The sequence below is a fragment of the Actinophytocola gossypii genome (assembly GCF_025165815.1).
GTDB lineage: Bacteria > Actinomycetota > Actinomycetes > Mycobacteriales > Pseudonocardiaceae > Actinophytocola > Actinophytocola gossypii.
In genome coordinates this window covers 82550-98933 of sequence record NZ_JAFFZE010000006.1, presented here as the reverse complement: position 1 = coordinate 98933, position 16384 = coordinate 82550, and the positions used below count along the sequence as shown (strand labels likewise).

Here is a 16384-nt window from a genome sequence, read left to right as displayed (position 1 = left end):
ACCCCAACCGTGCCCTGGACGTCTACTCAGCGAAACCCTGCGATCTCCACCGACCTGAGCGAGGATCAAGGATCTATGGCTGTCTGGTTCGTGTTCGCGGTGCCCATCGTGGTGATGTTCTTCGCGCTGTTCATGGAGCGGGTGGAGAGCCGACTCCGGCACGTCGCCGTGCAGGAGGACGAGGTCGAGGAGTTACTCGAGAACGCCCGGCCGGACGAGGTGCGGGCACTCTACGGGCACGGCATCGGTCGTGCGCTGGAGCTGTTCCGGCTGCGGCGGGGCAGGGCGAAGGCCCGCGCGCGCAAGGTCATGCGGCAGCCGACGGTGCGTATTCCCAGGCCGGGGCCCTGACCGCGACATACCGGTAGTACGCCCTGCGAGGTGATCCACCGCACACGCCCTACACTTCCACTGGTGATCAGGGGCGGAGTAGCCCTGGATCGAGGGCCGGCGCGCTGCCGGCCCGAGTCTGATTGGGAGGGACGAAGGTGGACGAGACCCTGGCCAGGGCCGGCATCTTCCAGGGCGTCGAGCCGGCGGCCGCCGAGGCGCTCGCCCAGACGCTGGAGATGGTCGAGTTTCCACGCGGGCACGTGATCTTCGCCGAGGGCGAGCCCGGTGACCGCCTGTACATCATCCAGTCGGGCAAGGTGAAGCTCGGCCGGAAGTCGCCGGACGGGCGGGAGAACCTGCTGGGCATCATGGGCCCGGCGGACATGTTCGGCGAGCTGTCGATCTTCGACCCGGGACCGCGCACGTCGACCGCCACGACGGTGACCGAGGTGGTCGCCCGCACGATGGACCGGCCGGCGCTGCGGCAGTGGATCTCGACCCGGCCGGAGATCGCCGAGCAGCTGCTGCGCGTGGTCGCCCGGAGGCTGCGGCGGACCAACGGCATGCTCGCGGACCTGATCTTCACCGACGTGCCCGGCCGGGTGGCCAAGGCGCTGCTGCAGTTCGCGCAGCGGTTCGGCAGCCAGGAGGCCGGTCTGCTGCGGGTCATGCACGACCTCACGCAGGAGGAGATCGCCCAGTACGTCGGCGCGTCGCGGGAGACCGTGAACAAGGCGCTGGCGGACTTCGCGCACCGCGGCTGGCTGCGGCTGGAGGGCAAGAGCGTGCTGATCCTGGACCCGGAGCGACTGGCCCGTCGCGCGCGGTAGCGATTTCACGATTTGTCGACATAGAAGAAGAGCCGGGCGCCGCCCCCGACGCGGCGCACCGGCTCTTCTTGCGTGGATCATCCCCCGACGACCCACGCTCCCCGCCCTCCGGCATTAAGGCCCCGACCCATGTGCCCGGAGGGAGTTCGAACGGTCCAACACAAGTAGGACTCACTGGTATGCCCTTCCGTTGTGCGAGTTGACCGGATTTCTTGTCACCGTTACCGGATCGAGACCGTTTTCGTTGAACGATCGCGGTGACGGGGATCGCCGGAAACTAACTGGTACGGACGTACCAAAGATTGCATACTGGGACGTGTGTCCCACTCCGCACGCGTCTCCGACTACCGCGCCGCGCTGACCACCCCGGGCGCCGGCTGGCCGGTGCTCACCTCCCTGCTGGCCAGGATGCCGATCGCGATGATCGGGCTGTCCCTGCTGCTGTTCGTGCAGCGCGAGACCGGCTCGTTCGCGGTCGCCGGGGCGGTGTCGGCGGGGTCGCTGATCGGTGTCGCGGTGGGCGCGGTCGCGCAGGGGCGGATCATGGACCGGCTCGGGCCGACCCGCCCGCTGCTGGTCGTCGCCACCCTGTTCGCCGCCGCCATCACCGCGGTGGTGCTGGCCATCGAGGCGCACCAGCCGTCGGTCGTGCTCGTCGCGCTCGGCGGCCTGGTCGGGCTGACCGAGCCGATGGTCGGGCCCGCGTCCCGGGCGCTGTGGGTGCACCTGCTGCCGCCCGGACCGGTCCGGCACGCCGCCTACGCCTACGAGGCCATCAGCCTCGAGGTGTTCTTCATCCTCGGCCCGGCGCTCGCCGGGGTGCTGGTCGCGGCGCCATGGGGCGGCACCGGGGTCGTGCTCGGCTCGGTGTGCATGATCGCCGGCAGCGTCGGGTTCGCGCTGACGCCGGTGGCGCGCGCGGTGCGGCCCGAGCCGGTCGCGCACGGGCCGCTGCTCGGCGCGCTGGCGTTCCCGGGGATGCGGACGGTCGCGCTGGCCGCGTTCGGCTTCGGGATCACCGTCGGGTTCGTCGAGGTCGCGGTGCCGGCGGCGGCGACCAACGCGGGCGAGGCGTGGCTCGGCGGGGTGATGCTGGCGATGTGGTCGCTGACGTCGGTGGCGTTCGGGCTGTACTACGCGGTCCGGCCGTGGCCCCGGCCGATGCACCTGCGGCTGCCGGCGCTGCTCGGCGGGTTCGCGCTGCTGATCGCGCCGATGGCGATCGCCCCCGGGCTGGTCTGGCTGTCGGTCGCGATGCTGGTGGCGGGCATCCTGATCACCCCGCAGTCCACCGCGCACTCGACGGCGATCGAGCAGGTGACGCCGCAGGGGACGGCCACCGAGGCGTTCGGCTGGGTGATCACGTCGGTGACGCTCGGGCTGGCGGCCGGGCACTCGACCAGCGGATGGCTGGTGGAGCACGTCGGGGTGCCGGCGTCGTTCCTGGCGTCCAGCGGGGCGGGCCTGCTGGTCGCGCTGCTGGTGTGGCTGCGGCGCGGCACGGTCGCCTCGGGGGTACCGGCTCCCGCCCTGGTCGGCTGAACTGTCGGTGGTCGCCGTTAGGTTGTCGGCATGGACCTCGATCTGACCGTCGGCACTGGTGACCTGGCCTCGGCCGCGTCGGCGCTCGTGCGGCTGGTGCCGGGCAAGCTCATCGACCCGGTGCTCTCCGGTGTGCTGCTGACCGCCGGGCGCGACGGCGTGTCGCTCGCGGCGACCGACCGGGAGCGCGCGGCCAGGGTGGAGCGCGCCGCGGTGGTGCACACCGAGGGCCGGGTGCTGGTGCCGGCCAAGCCGCTGGCCGACACGCTACGGGCGCTGGACCTGGAACAGGTCCGGCTGGTCGTCGAAGGGTCGAAGCTGGCGATCCGCGCGCCGGGCGCCCGGTTCGCGCTGCCGCTGCTCGACGCCGACGTGCACCCGGGCGTCGCGGAACCGCCGGCACGGGTCGGCACGGTCGACGGCGCGGTGTTCGGCAGCGCGCTGGCCACCGTGGCGACGGCGGCGTCCCGGGACGAGGCGCTGCCGATGTTCACCGGCGTGCGGGTGCGGTCGGAGGGCGCGCGGCTGGTGCTGGTGGCGACCGACCGGTACCAGATGGCGGTGGCGTCGCTGGGCTGGCGGCCGGCCGGGGAGCCGGTGGACGCGCTGGTGCCGGCGTCGCTGCTGGCCGAGATCGCCAAGCAGGCAGCGGGCGCGGGTGACGTGGTGCTGCACGCCGACCGCGACCGGTTCGGGCTGTCCTGGTCGGGGACGCACGCGGCGACGTCCGTGCTGGACGGGAGCTTCCTGCACGAGTCGAAGGTGTCCGTGTCCGACGTGGACACCACGCTGGAACTGGAAGCCGACGCCCTGGCCGGAGCCGTCCGCCGGGTCGGCCTGTACACCGACGCGCGGGGCGTCCTGCTGCTGGAGGTCGGCGACGGCGAGGTCCGGCTGCGCGGCGCCGACCAGCGGGCCGGCGAGGCGGAGGAGTCGGTGAAGGCCACCGTGACCGGGGACCGGACCTCCCAGGCCTACCAGTCCCGGTTCCTCACCGACGCGCTCCGCCCGTTCCTCGGCGGTCCGGTGCGCGTCGAGATCCAGCCCGGCATGCGCGCGACCGTGTTCCGCGCCCCCGAGCCGGCCGACCTCGATCTCCGCTACGTGGTGATGCCCATGCTGCCGCCGAAGAACTAACCGTCGCGCAGGTACTCGAGCTGCGCGGCGACCGACCACTCGGCCGGGCCCCACAACGCCCGGTCCACGTCGGCGTAGACGACCTCGACGACCTGCCGGGCCGTCGCGTCCTGTCCGAGCCGGTCGAGGGCGGCCCGGACCTGGCCGAGCCGTTCCTCCCGGTGCGCGAGGTACTCGGCGGCGACCGGCGCGAGGTCCGGGAGCTCCTGTCCGTGCCCCGGCAGCCCGGCGGTCCCGGCCGGGAGCCCCGCGAGCCGCCGCAGGCTGGCGAGGTACGGGCCGAGCGCGGAGATGACGGTCGTGCCGCGGCCGAGGATCGTGTCGCCGGTGAGCACCGCGGTGCCGGTGTCGTGGGTGACCTCGAGGCAGACCGAGTCGTCGGTGTGGCCGGGGGTGTGCAGTACCCGGACCCGCAGCCCGGCGGCCTCGATGACCTCGCCGTCGGCCAGCGGCGGGGCACCGAGGGACTCGCCGGCCGAGCGGACCGGTGCGCCGACCCGCTCGGCGAGCCAGGGCGCGCCCCGGCCGTGGTCCGGGTGCCCGTGCGTGACGAGGATCAGGGCCACCTCGCCGGTCTCGGCGACGCGGGTCAGGTGCTCGACGTCGTCGTCACCCGGGTCGACGACGATCGAGGCCGGGGCACCGGGGGCGCGCAGCAGCCAGGTGTTGGTGCCGTCCAGGGTCATCGTGCCCGGGTTGTCCTCGAGCAGCACGGACGCGACCGGCGTGACCGGCCGGACCACCCCGTACGCCGGATGGCTCATGACCGGTCCCCCGGTTCGAGGTGGGCGGCGCCCTCGTCGTACAGCGGGTCGCCGGGCAGCACGATCCGCAGCACGTCGCCGTCGCGGACCACCCTCGGCATCAGCCGGGTGATCGTGCGTTCGCGGGCCATCGCGTCGGCCACGCTCGCGCACTCCTCCAGCTCGGCCAGCGTCGTCCAGGTCGGCGGCAGCAGCCCCACCCGGCCGGCCCGCCACTCCTCCAGCGCCTCGGCCGGGCGCTGCCAGCGTGCCTCGGCGGCCTCGGTGGTCGCGCCGTCGGCCCGCTGGCCGGACGGGAGCGCCGCCAGGAAGAAGCGGGCGTCGAACCGGCGCCGCTCCTCCTCCGGGGTCACCCAGTCCGCCCACGGCCGCAGCAGGTCCGCGCGCAGCACGAGCCCGGCCTCGGCGAGGAACCCGGCCATCGACAGCTCCCGGTTCACCAGCTGCGCCCGCGCCTCGGCGTACGGGCGCACGTCGGAGACGACGGTGTCCTCGGACGGCCCGGCGAGCAGCACGCCCGACTCCTCGAACGTCTCCCGCACCGCCGCGCACACCAGCGCCCGCGCCAGTCCCACGTCACAGGCGAACCGCGACGCCCACCAGGCGGGCGACGGGCCGTGCCAGGCGAGTGAGGTGTCCGCGTCCCGCCGGTCCACCCCGCCGCCCGGGAACACGGTCATCCCACCGGCGAAGGCCATGCCCAGCACCCGGCGCATGAGGAACACCTCGAGCCCGGCGTCGGTGTCGCGCACCAGCATGACCGTGGCGGCGTCCTTCGGCGGCACGGGCGGGTCCGGCACCTCCGGTGGGACGAACCCCTCCGGCAGTACCAGTTCCCTCGGCAGCTCACGCACACGCCAGAGCCTACGCACTCCTCGGACTGCCAGGATGTGATCCATGAACGACACCACGCTGCGCATGGGCCTGGTCGGCGCCGGCCCGTGGGCGCACCGCGTCCACGGCCCCGGCATCGCCGCGCATCCCGGAACCGACCTGGTCGCCGTGTGGGCGCGCCGTCCCGAGGCCGCCTCGTCCGTCGCCGCGGTCGCCGGCGGCGCGACCCCGATGGCGTCCTTCGACGACCTGCTCGCGACGGTCGACGCGGTGACGTTCGCGGTGCCGCCGCAGGTGCAGGCCCCACTCGCGCTGCGGGCGATCGAGGCCGGCAAGCACGTGGTCCTGGAGAAGCCGCTGGCGAGCACGGTCGAGGAGGCCGGGCGGCTGGTCGACGCGGCCGAGCGGGTCGGCGTCGCCACCCTGATGGTGCTGACGTTCCGGTACGCCCCCGAGGTCGCCGGGTGGCTCGACGACGTGCGGCGGGTCGGCGGCTGGCACGGCGGGGCCGCGCGCTGGATCTCCTCGACGCTGCTCGACATGCGGTACGAGGCGTCCCCGTGGCGGCACGACGGCGGAGCGCTCGCCGACATCGGCCCGCACACGCTGGACCTGCTCGACGCGGCTCTCGGCCCGGTCACCCGGGTGCTGCACGCGCACTTCGCCGAGCCGGGGGCGGTGTGGCACCTGCTGCTCGGGCACGAGTCCGGCGCCACCAGCACGGCGACGCTCACCATGCACACGCCGGCGGAGCCGCAGGTCAACGACTTCACGGTGTTCGGCGAGCACGGCTACCGGCACCTGGACGCCTCCGGCGACCCCGGTAGCCGGTATGCCGCCCTGCTCGACGCGTTCATCGACCTGGTGCGCACCGGCGGGACGGAACACCCGACCGACATCCGGCGCGGCCTGCACCTCCAGCGGTTGCTGGGCGCCGTGCAGGCCGCGCTGGTGGACTAGGCGGAGCCGTAGCCCCGGTCGGGGTGCGGCGGCACGCCGTTGACGGCGATCGGGCCCTTCCTGCCGTGCCGGCCGGAGCGCCACGGGCCGGGGTTGTCCTGCTTCTCCCGGCGGGCGAGCTCGTCCTGCAGTTCGCGCAGGAGGTTGCGCTCCTGGGTGTTCAGCATCTCGTCGACGAGCGCCGCGGAGTGCTTGTCGACGGTCGGCGTGGGCTCCGGTTCCGGAGCGGGGACCAGCCGAGGCCGCGACGGCGGCTCGTTCTCGGCACGCCGTGCCCGCCGCCGAGGCGATGGCCGCGAGTTCGTCGGATTCTCCGCGCGGAGAGCCGACGGCGGCTGCGGCGGGGTCTCCTCCTCGGGCAACCGCTCCTGCTCGAACACCGACTTCATCGACTCGACCGGCTTCGGCCGCGACAGCCGAGTAGGCCGCTGGGACGGAGGCGGCGGCGAGGCGGGAACCGAGTCGATCGGCGGCGGCTCCACCCCGAACGGCGACGGCGGCTTCACCTCGGCCACGGGCGCCGGCGCGGGCTTGCGCCGCGGCAGCGCGTCCCCGTCGGAGGCCGCCAGCGCCGCTTCGGCAGGCGACGGCGCGGCGGCGACCGGCGGGGTCTGCGCTGCCGACCCGTCGGCGGGTGACGAGGTGGAGGCCGCCGGGCCGGCATCGGCAACCGGCGACGCGAAGGCCGGGACGTCAGCGGCCGGCGACGCCGAAGGATCGGCGACCGGCGGCACGGGAGCCACCGGGCCATCGGCAGCCGGCGGCGCGGGAGCAACTGGGCCAGGCGCGGCAGCCGGTGGCGCGGCAGGCACCGCGCCGTCAGTGGCCGGCGGCGTGGAAGCCGGGCCATCAGCGGTCGACGGCGTCCCGGACGCCGAGTCGGCTGCCGGCGACGCGGAAGCCACCGGGTCAGCCCCAGCAACCGGCGGCACGGCGGGCACCGGGCCGCCAGCGGCCAACGCCGCGAAAGCCGGGCCATCGGCGGCCGGCGGCGCGACAGCCACCGGGTCATCAGGCGCCGACGACACCGCGGGCACCGGACCGGCGGCGACCGGCGACACATCCGCCACGGAAACATCAGCAGCCGGGGCGTCGGCCATCGGTCCATCGGCGGACGCCGTCACCGGACCAGGGGCAGCCGACGGCACGGAACCATCAGCGGCCGGTGGCGGGGAAGCCACCGGGCCGGCGCCCGCGGCCGAGTCACCGCCAGCCGGCGGCGCGAAAGCCGCCGAACCATCGGCCGTCGACGGCCCAGCAGACACCGGACCATCGGCAGTCGGCGCCGTGAAGGCCTGCGGCACGGCAGCCGGCGATCCGAAAGCGACCGGACCACCAGCACCCGCCGCAGGGGTCACCGAACCTGCGGCCGGCCCGGAAGCCGTCGGACCACCAGCACCTGCCGCAGTGGCCACCGAACCTGCGGACGCCGTCGGACCGGCGTCGGTCTTCGGCGGGGTCGGGGGGTCGGCGGGGGCCGACAGGCCGCTCGCGGGCGGCATCGGGGCCGGTGAACCGTTCGTGTTCGGAAGGGGTGGCGGGGTGGCCGTTGGGGGTCGGTGGGCGCTGGTCGCGGGTACCTCGGCTCGGTCCGGGGTCGCGTGGGCGCGGACCGGTTCCGCGGCGAAGGACTCCGCGCGGACCGGCTCTGCCGGGCTCATCGGCGGGCGGCCACCGCCACCGCCTGGCCCGGGGTCATCGAAAGGGACCTGTCGCGCGCAGCGCATCGCCTCCTGGTGGTAGTCGGTCGGCTGGGCGCCGTCGACGAGGACCTCCACGGACGCGCGGATGCCGGCCCGGCGCAGGGCGTACTCGACCCGGTACGCCGTCGCGGGCGCGAAGCCCCCCGGGCCGACGCCGACCAGCACCACGCGGTGCGGCACCGGGCCGGAGATCGGACCCGACGGCGTCAGCCGCCACACGCACCACATCGAGCGGACGTCGGGCAGGACGTCCAGGACCGGGCGCACCGCCTCCGCCACGCCTCGGTCGGGCTCGACGCCATCGACCGGGCCGACCGCGAACCGGTGCCGGTACGGCGGCGTCTTGTCGCTCGCGACCACGCGGTCGATGACCGACGGGTCGAGGTAGGTGCTCGCGAACAGTTCCTCGAGCTCCTGGTGCTGCGGTCCGGTCAGCACCACACGCCCGGCCGCGAGGCAGCCGGCGACGAACTCCAGCGCCCGGTCCAGCTCGGCGGACGCGAGCATCTGGCGAGCGTCCGCCAGCGCGTCGTCGTCCAGCCGGCCGGCGAGGCCGAGCAGGAGCTCATGTATTCGGATCGGCAACGCAACACCTGGCCGGTTCCCCCGGGAGACCTGGGTCACGGTCGGCTCCTTCCGCTCGTCTGGGCCGACGCGGCGGGAAGCGAGCTGCTACCCCTGAGCCACGACCATCCCGGGGAGCAACGGCTCGGACGCCGCGAGCGCCGCCCTGTGGTACGGCGGGAGGTCGATGCCCTCCGGCATCACCTCGACACCCGGTTCGTGCGTTCCGAGCGCCCGCAGCACGCGCTGCAACTCCCCGGTCAATCGAGCGCAGCCCGAAGACGCTGTGACCAGCACGATCCTGGTGGCCGGACCGACCCCGGACCGATGCCGTCGCCAACTCCCACGCACATCGACCAGCTCGGGACGGCCATGGAGGATCGCCCCGAGCACAACTGCTTCGGAGTCACCCGTGTTCACCCGTTCGGGCGACTCCGATGTGAATGTGTAGTCGACTTCGTCGATTTGGTCCACCCAGGGGACGGCGTGCAGGCGGCCGGCGTCGGCTCCCGCGTCCAACAGCGCGGCGTTGAGCAGCAGAGACTCACGCGCGGTGATCGCGACACGTTCTCTGAGCAAGGTGAGCGGAAGCGCGCGGGCGAGCGCGTCGATGGCGCCGCCGGCGAGCCAGTCACGCAGCCGCCACAGCTGCCGGTCGGGCAGCCGCCCGGCGAGCCGGAGGAGCAGTTCGTGGCACGGGTCCCCGTGGTCTTCGATGTCGGTCATGCCGCCTCCCTAGGACACTTCCACGATGAGCTCGACCTCGACCGGAACGCCCAGGGGCAGCTCGGCGACGCCGACCGCGGAACGGGCGTGCCGGCCCGCGTCGCCGAACACCTCGCCGAGCAGCTCGGACGCGCCGTTGACGACCGCCGGCTGACCGGTGAAGCCCTCCGCGGACGCGACGAACCCGACGACCTTCACCACCCGCACGACCGAGTCGATGCCGACCAGGTCGTGCACGGCGGCGAGCGCGTTGAGCGCGCAGAGCCCGGCGAGGCCCTTGGCCTCCTCCGGGCTGATCTCCTGGCCGACCTTGCCGGTCGCGGCGACTTGCCCGTCCACGATCGGCACCTGACCCGCGGTGTAGACGAGGTTCCCGGTCCTGATCGCCGGCACGTAGGCGCCCGCGGGCGCCGGGACGGCGGGCAGGTTGATGCCGAGCACGTCGAGCCTGTCGCTCCAGGTCGTCATGGCGGTCAGCCCTTCGGGCGCTTGAGGTAGGCCACCATCTGCTCGCCGGTGGGACCGGGCAGAACGGTCACGAGCTCCCAGCCGTCCTCGCCCCACTGGTCGAGGATCTGCTTGGTCGCGTGGATCAGCAGCGGCACGGTGGCGTACTCCCACTTCGTCATGACCCGGGACTGTAACCGGCCCGGCGCCCGCGCGTGCCCCAGGTTCCCCCGTGCGCCGGATACGGTGATCGTGTGGAGACGTGGCGGGTGCTCGCGGCCGTGCTGCTCGGTGCGGGCGGGATCGTGCTGGTGTTGTTGACCATGGCCCGTACCCGGGACCGGCGCGGTGCCACCGGGGGGCAGGTCGCCGTGAACGGAACGATCGCGTTCACGATCCTCGTCGTGCTCTGTGTGCTCACGTTGACCGTCTTCTCGCCCGCCGTGGCCTGGAGTGTGGCCGGCGGGGTGGCGGCCGTGGTCGGCGTGATGCTGCTCGCTAGTTGACCCGCCTGTCCGGCACCTGCCCGAACTGTCCACTTACTCTGGAGTTGTGAGCTGGACCCAGCAGGTATCCCGGGCGCGGCTGCACGTGGTCACCGGCAAGGGCGGCACCGGCAAGACCACCGTCGCGGCCGCGCTGGCGTTGGCGCTCGCCACCGGCGGGCGCCGAGTCCTGCTGGTCGAGGTCGAGGGGCGGCAGGGGATCGCGCAGCTCTTCGACACCGCTCCCCTGCCCTACGAGGAGCGGCGGATCGCCTCGGCGCCGGGTGGCGGTGAGGTCCGGGCGCTGCACGTGGACGCGGAGGCGGCGCTCCTCGAGTACTTCGCGATGTTCTACAACCTCGGGATCGCCGGCCGCACCCTGCGGCGGATGGGGGCCATCGAGTTCGCCACCACCCTCGCGCCCGGGCTGCGGGACGTCCTGCTCACCGGGAAGGTCAAGGAGACCGTCGGGCGGACGGACGGCAAGGGCCGACACGCCTACGACGCGGTCGTGCTCGACGCCCCGCCGACCGGGCGGATCGTCAAGTTCCTCGACGTCACCAAGGCCATGGCCGACCTCGCCAAGGTCGGGCCGATCAAGGGCCAGAGCGACGGCGTCGTCCGCCTGCTGCACTCCCAGGACACCGCCGTCCACCTCGTCACCCTGCTGGAGGAGATGCCGGTCCGGGAGACCATCGAGGCCGTCACCGAACTCGCCGCCGCCGAGCTGCGGCCCGGGGCGGTCTTCGTGAACCGGGTCCGGCCGCCTCGGCTGCCGGCTCGGTCGGTGACGCCGGCAGCGGGCGGGCGGGTGGACGCGTCGCGGGTGCGCGCCGGCCTGGCCAGCGCCGGTCTCGACCTCGCGCCGGCGGACCTCGACGGGCTGGTCGAGGAGACCGTCGAGCACGCGGTGCGGGTGCTCGCCGAGCAGCGCGCCCGGGAGCGGCTCGCCGAGGTCGACCTGCCGGCCCTCGAACTGCCCGAGGTCATCGGGGGCATCGACACCACGGCCCTCTACGAGCTCGCCGAGGACCTGGTCGAGCAGGGGGTCCGATGACACTGGACATCGACGCGCTGATCGACAACCCGGACATGCGGGTCATCGTGTGCTGCGGCTCCGGCGGGGTCGGCAAGACCACCACGGCCGCCGCCGTCGCGCTGCGGGCCGCCGAGCGCGGGCGCAAGACCGTCGTGCTCACCATCGACCCGGCCCGGCGGCTCGCCCAGGCGCTCGGCCTGCGCGAACTGGGGAACACGCCGCGTGAGGTCGAGGTCGACGGTTTCGAGCCCGACGGGCAGCTCTCCGCGATGATGCTGGACATGCGCCGCACCTTCGACGACATGGTGCTCGCGCACGCCGGCGAGAAGCGCGCCCAGGAGGTGCTCGCCAACCCCTTCTACAAGACGATCTCCACGTCGTTCTCCGGCACGCAGGAGTACATGGCGATGGAGAAGCTCGGCCAGCTCGCCGGCGAGGGCCGTTGGGACCTGATCGTCGTGGACACGCCGCCGTCGAGGTCGGCGCTGGACTTCCTGGACGCGCCGCAGCGGATGTCGACCGCGCTGGACGGGCGGATCATCCGGCTGTTGTCCGGGCCGGCCCGCACCGGTGGGTGGGGGCTGCGCAAGGTCGTCGGTGCCGGGGTCACGATGTTCACCAAGGCGGTGTCCACGATCGTGGGTGGGCAGCTGCTGGCCGACGCGTCCGCGTTCGTGCAGGCGTTCGACTCCATGTTCGGCGGGTTCAAGGCCCGGGCGCGCAGGACCTACGAGCTGCTGCGGTCGGAGGGCACCGCGTTCGTCGTGGTCGCCTCGCCGGAGCCGGACGCGCTGCGCGAGGCCAGCTACTTCGTGGAGCGGCTGGCCGGCGAGCAGATGCCGCTGTCCGGGCTCGTGATCAACCGGACGCACCCGGTGCTTGCCGGGCTGTCCGCGTCGAAGGCGACCGCGGCCGCCGACCGGCTCGACGAGAGCGGCGAGGCGCCGCTGGCGTCGGCCGTGCTGCGGCTGCACGCCGACCGGGTGGCCGTGTGCGAGCGGGAACGCCGGCTGCTCGCCCGATTCACCAAGGCGCACCCGTCGGTGCCGGTGGTCGACGTCCCGGCCATGCCCTCCGACGTGCACGACCTCGTGGGTCTGCGCACGATCGGCGACCGGCTGGCCGGGATCTGACCCCGAACTCAGCCGACCCGGACGTCCTCGTCGGCGTCGGAGTGCCGACGCCGGGCCGACTGGAGCAGCTCCAGCCAGGACGACACGTCCGGGCGACGGCGCAGCAGTGCACGGCGCTCACGCTCCGTCATGCCACCCCAGACACCGAACTCGATCCGGTTGTCCAACGCCTCGGCCAGACACTCCATGCGCACCGGACACGCGATGCACACCAGCTTGGCCTTGCGCTGTTCCTTGCCCCGAACGAACAATCCGTCCGGGTCCTGTTCGCGGCATGACGCGTTGACTCGCCAGTCCGCCTGCTCGATATACATAACCCCCGCCCCTAAAAGCGTCGTCGCGACCCATCACCCCGGTTCCCCTCGAAGGTGCCTTCCACCTCGTACCCACCGGGGTGCCGACCACCTGGCTGGTGCCCTGTCGTCGGCTTCTGTCGTTGAGACGTTGACGGACTCTAGAGCTTCTCGGTTCCCATCCGGGTGACGGGGTCCGCAGCTGTTACCAACTGTCAATAACTCGGTTGGGTAACGGAGGCTTGATTCCACCCCGCGTAGGCTGGTTCGCGTGCGAGTGGGAGACGGTCTGCTGAAACTTCTCGGTCTTTGCCTCCTCGCCGGCGTGCTCATGGCCGGCATGCTGTTCCCGGTGGTCGGGGCATTGGGGGTGGTGTCCAACCGGGCGAGCGACACGATCGACAGCGTGTCGGCCGAGTTGGTGTCGACACCTGCCCCGATGGTCACCAGCATCACCGACTCCAAGGGCAAACCGATCGCGTACCTGTACGACCAGTACCGCCTTCCGCTGACCGCGGACCAGATCTCGCCGGAGATGAAGGCCGCGCTGATCTCGGTGGAGGACCGGCGGTTCTTCGAGCACCACGGCGTCGACTGGCAGGGCACCCTGCGCGCCGCGATCAGCAACCAGACCAGCGAGGACACCCAGGGCGCGTCCACGCTCACCCAGCAGTACGTGAAGAACTACCTGATCAACGTCGTCTACCGCGACCAGGTCGGGGAGGAGCCGGACCCGGCGAAGAAGATCCAGCGCGAGCGGGCCCAGGAGCAGACCATCACCCGCAAGCTCCGCGAGGCGCGGCTGGCGGTCCAGCTCGAGCAGACGATGAGCAAGGACGAGATCCTCGCCGGCTACCTCAACGTCGTCGAGTTCACCGACCGGATCTTCGGCGTCGGCGCCGCCGCCCGCGCGTACTTCGACACCACCGCCGACAAGCTGACCATCCCGCAGGCCGCGCTGCTCGCCGGCATGGTCAACAACCCGTACCTGTACAGCCCGTGGTCGAACCCGGAGGAGTCGCTGCGCCGGCGCAACCTGGTGATCGACACGATGGTGGGCACGAAGAGCATCACCGAGGCCGCCGGCGAGGAGGCCAAGAAGCAGCCGCTCGGCGTGCTGCCCGAGCCGGTGAAGCCCGCGTCGAACTGCACCGGCGCCGGCCCCGAGTACGGCTTCTACTGCCAGTTCGTCCTCGAGTACCTGCTGGAGATCGGGTTCACCGAGGACCAGCTCTACGCCGGCGGCTACACGATCAAGACGAGCTTCGACGCCCGCGCCACCCGCCTGGCCAAGCAGGCGGCGGAGAACCAGGTGCCCAAGACCACCGACGGCATCAACAACTCGATGGCGATCGTGCGCCCCGGCAAGGAGCGGCACGAGGTCGTCGCGCTGGTGTCCAACCGCGACTACGGCCTGAACGCCGACGCCGGCCAGACCACGCTCGGCTACCCGTACGACGTGGAGAACAAGTTCGGCGCCGGATCCATCTACAAGATCTTCACCTCGGCCGCCTTCCTGGAGAAGGGCGGCGGCATCAACAACGTGATCGATACGCCGTCGCGGCACGTGTCGAACGTGTTCACCGGCGGCAACCCGGAGAACTGCCCGCAGACCTCCGACCCGATCGACGGCGACACGACCTGGTACTGCCTGAGCAACGCCAACGACGACTACCCGTCGCAGATGACGCTGCGCGAGGGGCTGAAGACCTCGCCGAACACCGGCTTCGTGATCCTCGAGGAGCGGGTCGGCATGACCCCGATCGTCGAGATGGCGAGCCGGCTGGGCCTGCGCAAGAGCATGGCGACGAACATGTCCGGCAACACCCCGAACCCGGACGCAGAGATGCACGAGAACCAGGTCAGCCAGACCGAGTTCTTCCGCGCCAAGGGTCCGAACCGGCCCGGCAACGCGTCGTTCACCCTCGGCCCGTCGCCGCTGTCCACGCTGGAGCTGGCCAACGTCGGCGCCACGCTGATGAGCGGCGGCGTGTGGTGCCCGCCGACGCCGCTGGTCGAGGTGCTGGACCGCAACGGCAACAAGGTCGACATCAACGAGCAGCCGTGCGAGCAGGCCGTCGACCCGGGCCTGGCGAACACCCTGGTGCACGGCCTCAGCGACGACCACCACCCCGGGGGGACCGCGGCCAACGCCGCGTCCCAGTACGACTGGACCCGGCCGATGCTGGGCAAGACCGGCACGACCCAGCAGCACCGCTCGGCCGGCTTCGTCGGCGCGACCCCGCAGCTGTCCGCGGCCGTCCTGACGTTCAACGACGGCCGTTCACCGGAGGGCATCTGCGACTCCGACCCGCCGACCCTGTGCGGGGAGAACGGCAACATCTTCGGCGGCAGGATCCCGGCCAGAACGTGGTTCGAGGCGATGAAGCCGATCCACGAGGGCGCGCGGGTGCTGCCGCTGCCGCCGACCACCCCGCGCTACGTCGACGGCGGCGCGGAGAACCGGGTGCCGAACGTGGTCGGGGACAGCGAGGAGGACGCCACCGCCGAGCTGGAGGAGGCCGGCTACAAGGTGGTCGCCGAGGAGATCAACTCCTCCCAGCAGCAGGGCACCGTGGTCAGCCAGTCCCCGCGCGGCAACGCGCTCAAGGGCGAGACCATCACGATCCTGATCAGCACCGGCTACGTGCCGCCCCCGCAGACCGAGCAGGACGAGCCGAGCCTGCCCCCGGAGGGTGACGGCGGCAACGGCGGCGACGGCGACAACGGAGGCGGCAACAACGACGGAGGCGGCGGCAACGGAGGCGGCAACGGCGGCGGACCCGGCGGCGGAGGAGGCGGAGGCGGCGACGGCCGACCACCGGACGGCGAGGAAGGCCCCGGCACGCCTCCGTGACCTCCCGCCGGGCGGCGCCCCACAGCCGTGGAGCGCCGCCCGGCGAAGGCGGACCAACGCACCGGTACATTCGCGCGACGACTTGTCCACAGACCCGCCACGACCCCGCTGACCAGGCACTACCCCTTGTAGACTGGGCTCGGGGCCGGCCCCCGGGATCGGGTGGGGATGTGTACTGGGGTTGGCCGGGTGCTGCCGGTGCGGTTTCGGGAGTTGCTCAGCCGGTCAGTCTGGCGCGTACGGCCGCCGCGACCCGGCCGCCCTCGGCGCGGCCGGCGACTTTCGCGTTCGCGGCCTTCATGACCTGGCCCATCTGCCGCTGGCCGGGCGCGTCGCCGAGCTGCTCGGTGACCTCGGCTACGGCCTCCGCGACCAGGGTCTCCAGCTCGTCGTCGGTGAGTTGGGTCGGCAGGTAGGCCTCGAGGACCGCGGCCTCGTCCTGCTCCGCCTTGGCCTGCTCGGCGCGGCCGGCGCCGGCGAACGCCTCGGCGGCCTCGCGGCGCTTCTTCACCTCGCGGGTCAGCACCCGCTGTACCTCGGCGTCGGACAGCTCGCGCGCCGCGTCGCCGGCGACTTCCTCGGTGGTCACCGCGGACAGCGCCATCCGCAGGGACGCCATGCGGACGGACTCCCGGTTCTTGATCGCCTCCGCGAGGTCGGCCCGCAACCGTGCCTTGAGCTCAGCCATGGCCCGAACCCTACTGTGGGCGGTCATCTAGGCTCGGTATGTGGGCAAC

17 protein-coding genes are annotated in these 16384 nt (G+C 72.7%); 9 read left to right on the top strand and 8 right to left on the bottom strand.

The annotated features are described in order from the left end of the window. Positions 1–75: 75 nt before the first annotated feature. The 4 genes from JT362_RS05020 (at position 76) to dnaN (ending at position 3842) form a co-directional block, all read left to right on the top strand. Positions 76–351, top strand: coding sequence for a hypothetical protein (locus tag JT362_RS05020; RefSeq protein WP_260189824.1), 276 nt, complete (start codon positions 76–78; stop codon positions 349–351). Between the two features lie 137 nt (positions 352–488). Next, on the top strand, positions 489–1163 hold the full coding sequence (locus JT362_RS05015; RefSeq protein WP_260189823.1) for a Crp/Fnr family transcriptional regulator: 675 nt from the start codon (positions 489–491) through the stop codon (positions 1161–1163). A gap of 318 nt (positions 1164–1481) precedes the next feature. Next, positions 1482–2705 (top strand): MFS transporter, encoded by a 1224-nt coding sequence (locus tag JT362_RS05010; RefSeq protein WP_375546442.1) that lies wholly within the window; start codon positions 1482–1484, stop codon positions 2703–2705. Between the two features lie 30 nt (positions 2706–2735). After that, positions 2736–3842 (top strand): DNA polymerase III subunit beta, encoded by a 1107-nt coding sequence (gene dnaN / locus JT362_RS05005; RefSeq protein WP_260189822.1) that lies wholly within the window; start codon positions 2736–2738, stop codon positions 3840–3842. Here dnaN and JT362_RS05000 read toward each other — a convergent pair. Further along, positions 3839–4606: an MBL fold metallo-hydrolase gene (locus JT362_RS05000; RefSeq protein WP_260189821.1), complete on the bottom strand. Its 768-nt coding sequence runs from the start codon at positions 4604–4606 to the stop codon at positions 3839–3841. The genes dnaN and JT362_RS05000 overlap by 4 nt on opposite strands. Further along, positions 4603–5460 (bottom strand): NUDIX hydrolase, encoded by an 858-nt coding sequence (locus tag JT362_RS04995; protein WP_260189820.1) that lies wholly within the window; start codon positions 5458–5460, stop codon positions 4603–4605. The genes JT362_RS05000 and JT362_RS04995 overlap by 4 nt, the downstream gene beginning before the upstream one ends. A 43-nt stretch (positions 5461–5503) precedes the next feature. Here JT362_RS04995 and JT362_RS04990 point away from each other — a divergent pair, with 43 nt between their 5' ends. Next, complete coding sequence (locus JT362_RS04990; protein WP_260189819.1) at positions 5504–6400, top strand: Gfo/Idh/MocA family protein; 897 nt, start codon at positions 5504–5506, stop codon at positions 6398–6400. Here the strand turns inward: JT362_RS04990 and JT362_RS04985 are convergent. The 4 genes from JT362_RS04985 to sp36 are packed head-to-tail and all read right to left on the bottom strand — an operon-like array spanning position 6397 to position 10022. Then, positions 6397–8727: a hypothetical protein gene (locus JT362_RS04985; RefSeq protein ID WP_260189818.1), complete on the bottom strand. Its 2331-nt coding sequence runs from the start codon at positions 8725–8727 to the stop codon at positions 6397–6399. The genes JT362_RS04990 and JT362_RS04985 overlap by 4 nt on opposite strands. A gap of 48 nt (positions 8728–8775) precedes the next feature. Beyond that, positions 8776–9393: a hypothetical protein gene (locus JT362_RS04980; protein WP_260189817.1), complete on the bottom strand. Its 618-nt coding sequence runs from the start codon at positions 9391–9393 to the stop codon at positions 8776–8778. Between the two features lie 9 nt (positions 9394–9402). Then, on the bottom strand, positions 9403–9861 hold the full coding sequence (locus tag JT362_RS04975) for a RidA family protein (protein ID WP_260189816.1): 459 nt from the start codon (positions 9859–9861) through the stop codon (positions 9403–9405). A 5-nt stretch (positions 9862–9866) separates the two neighbouring features. Further along, complete coding sequence (sp36, locus tag JT362_RS04970) at positions 9867–10022, bottom strand: Sp36 family protein (protein ID WP_157420884.1); 156 nt, start codon at positions 10020–10022, stop codon at positions 9867–9869. A 72-nt stretch (positions 10023–10094) separates the two neighbouring features. Here sp36 and JT362_RS04965 point away from each other — a divergent pair, with 72 nt between their 5' ends. The 3 genes from JT362_RS04965 to bagB are packed head-to-tail and all read left to right on the top strand — an operon-like array spanning position 10095 to position 12497. Continuing rightward, positions 10095–10346, top strand: coding sequence for a hypothetical protein (locus JT362_RS04965; protein WP_260189815.1), 252 nt, complete (start codon positions 10095–10097; stop codon positions 10344–10346). 46 nt (positions 10347–10392) lie between these two features. Next, positions 10393–11382, top strand: a complete 990-nt coding sequence (gene bagA / locus JT362_RS04960) for an ATPase BagA (protein ID WP_260189814.1) — start codon at positions 10393–10395, stop codon at positions 11380–11382. Continuing rightward, on the top strand, positions 11379–12497 hold the full coding sequence (gene bagB / locus JT362_RS04955; RefSeq protein WP_260189813.1) for an ATPase BagB: 1119 nt from the start codon (positions 11379–11381) through the stop codon (positions 12495–12497). Before bagA ends, bagB begins: the two co-directional genes overlap by 4 nt. An 8-nt stretch (positions 12498–12505) precedes the next feature. Here bagB and JT362_RS04950 read toward each other — a convergent pair whose 3' ends face one another. Beyond that, the gene (locus JT362_RS04950) at positions 12506–12811 is read right to left on the bottom strand and encodes a WhiB family transcriptional regulator (RefSeq protein WP_260189812.1); all 306 of its coding nucleotides are present in this window, start codon (positions 12809–12811) and stop codon (positions 12506–12508) included. 250 nt (positions 12812–13061) lie between these two features. Between JT362_RS04950 and JT362_RS04945 the strand changes: the two genes are divergently transcribed. Continuing rightward, positions 13062–15647, top strand: coding sequence for a penicillin-binding protein (locus JT362_RS04945; protein ID WP_260189811.1), 2586 nt, complete (start codon positions 13062–13064; stop codon positions 15645–15647). Between the two features lie 217 nt (positions 15648–15864). Here the strand turns inward: JT362_RS04945 and JT362_RS04940 are convergent, their stop codons facing one another. Further along, positions 15865–16335 (bottom strand): GatB/YqeY domain-containing protein, encoded by a 471-nt coding sequence (locus JT362_RS04940; RefSeq protein WP_260189810.1) that lies wholly within the window; start codon positions 16333–16335, stop codon positions 15865–15867. Positions 16336–16384: the final 49 nt, after the last annotated feature.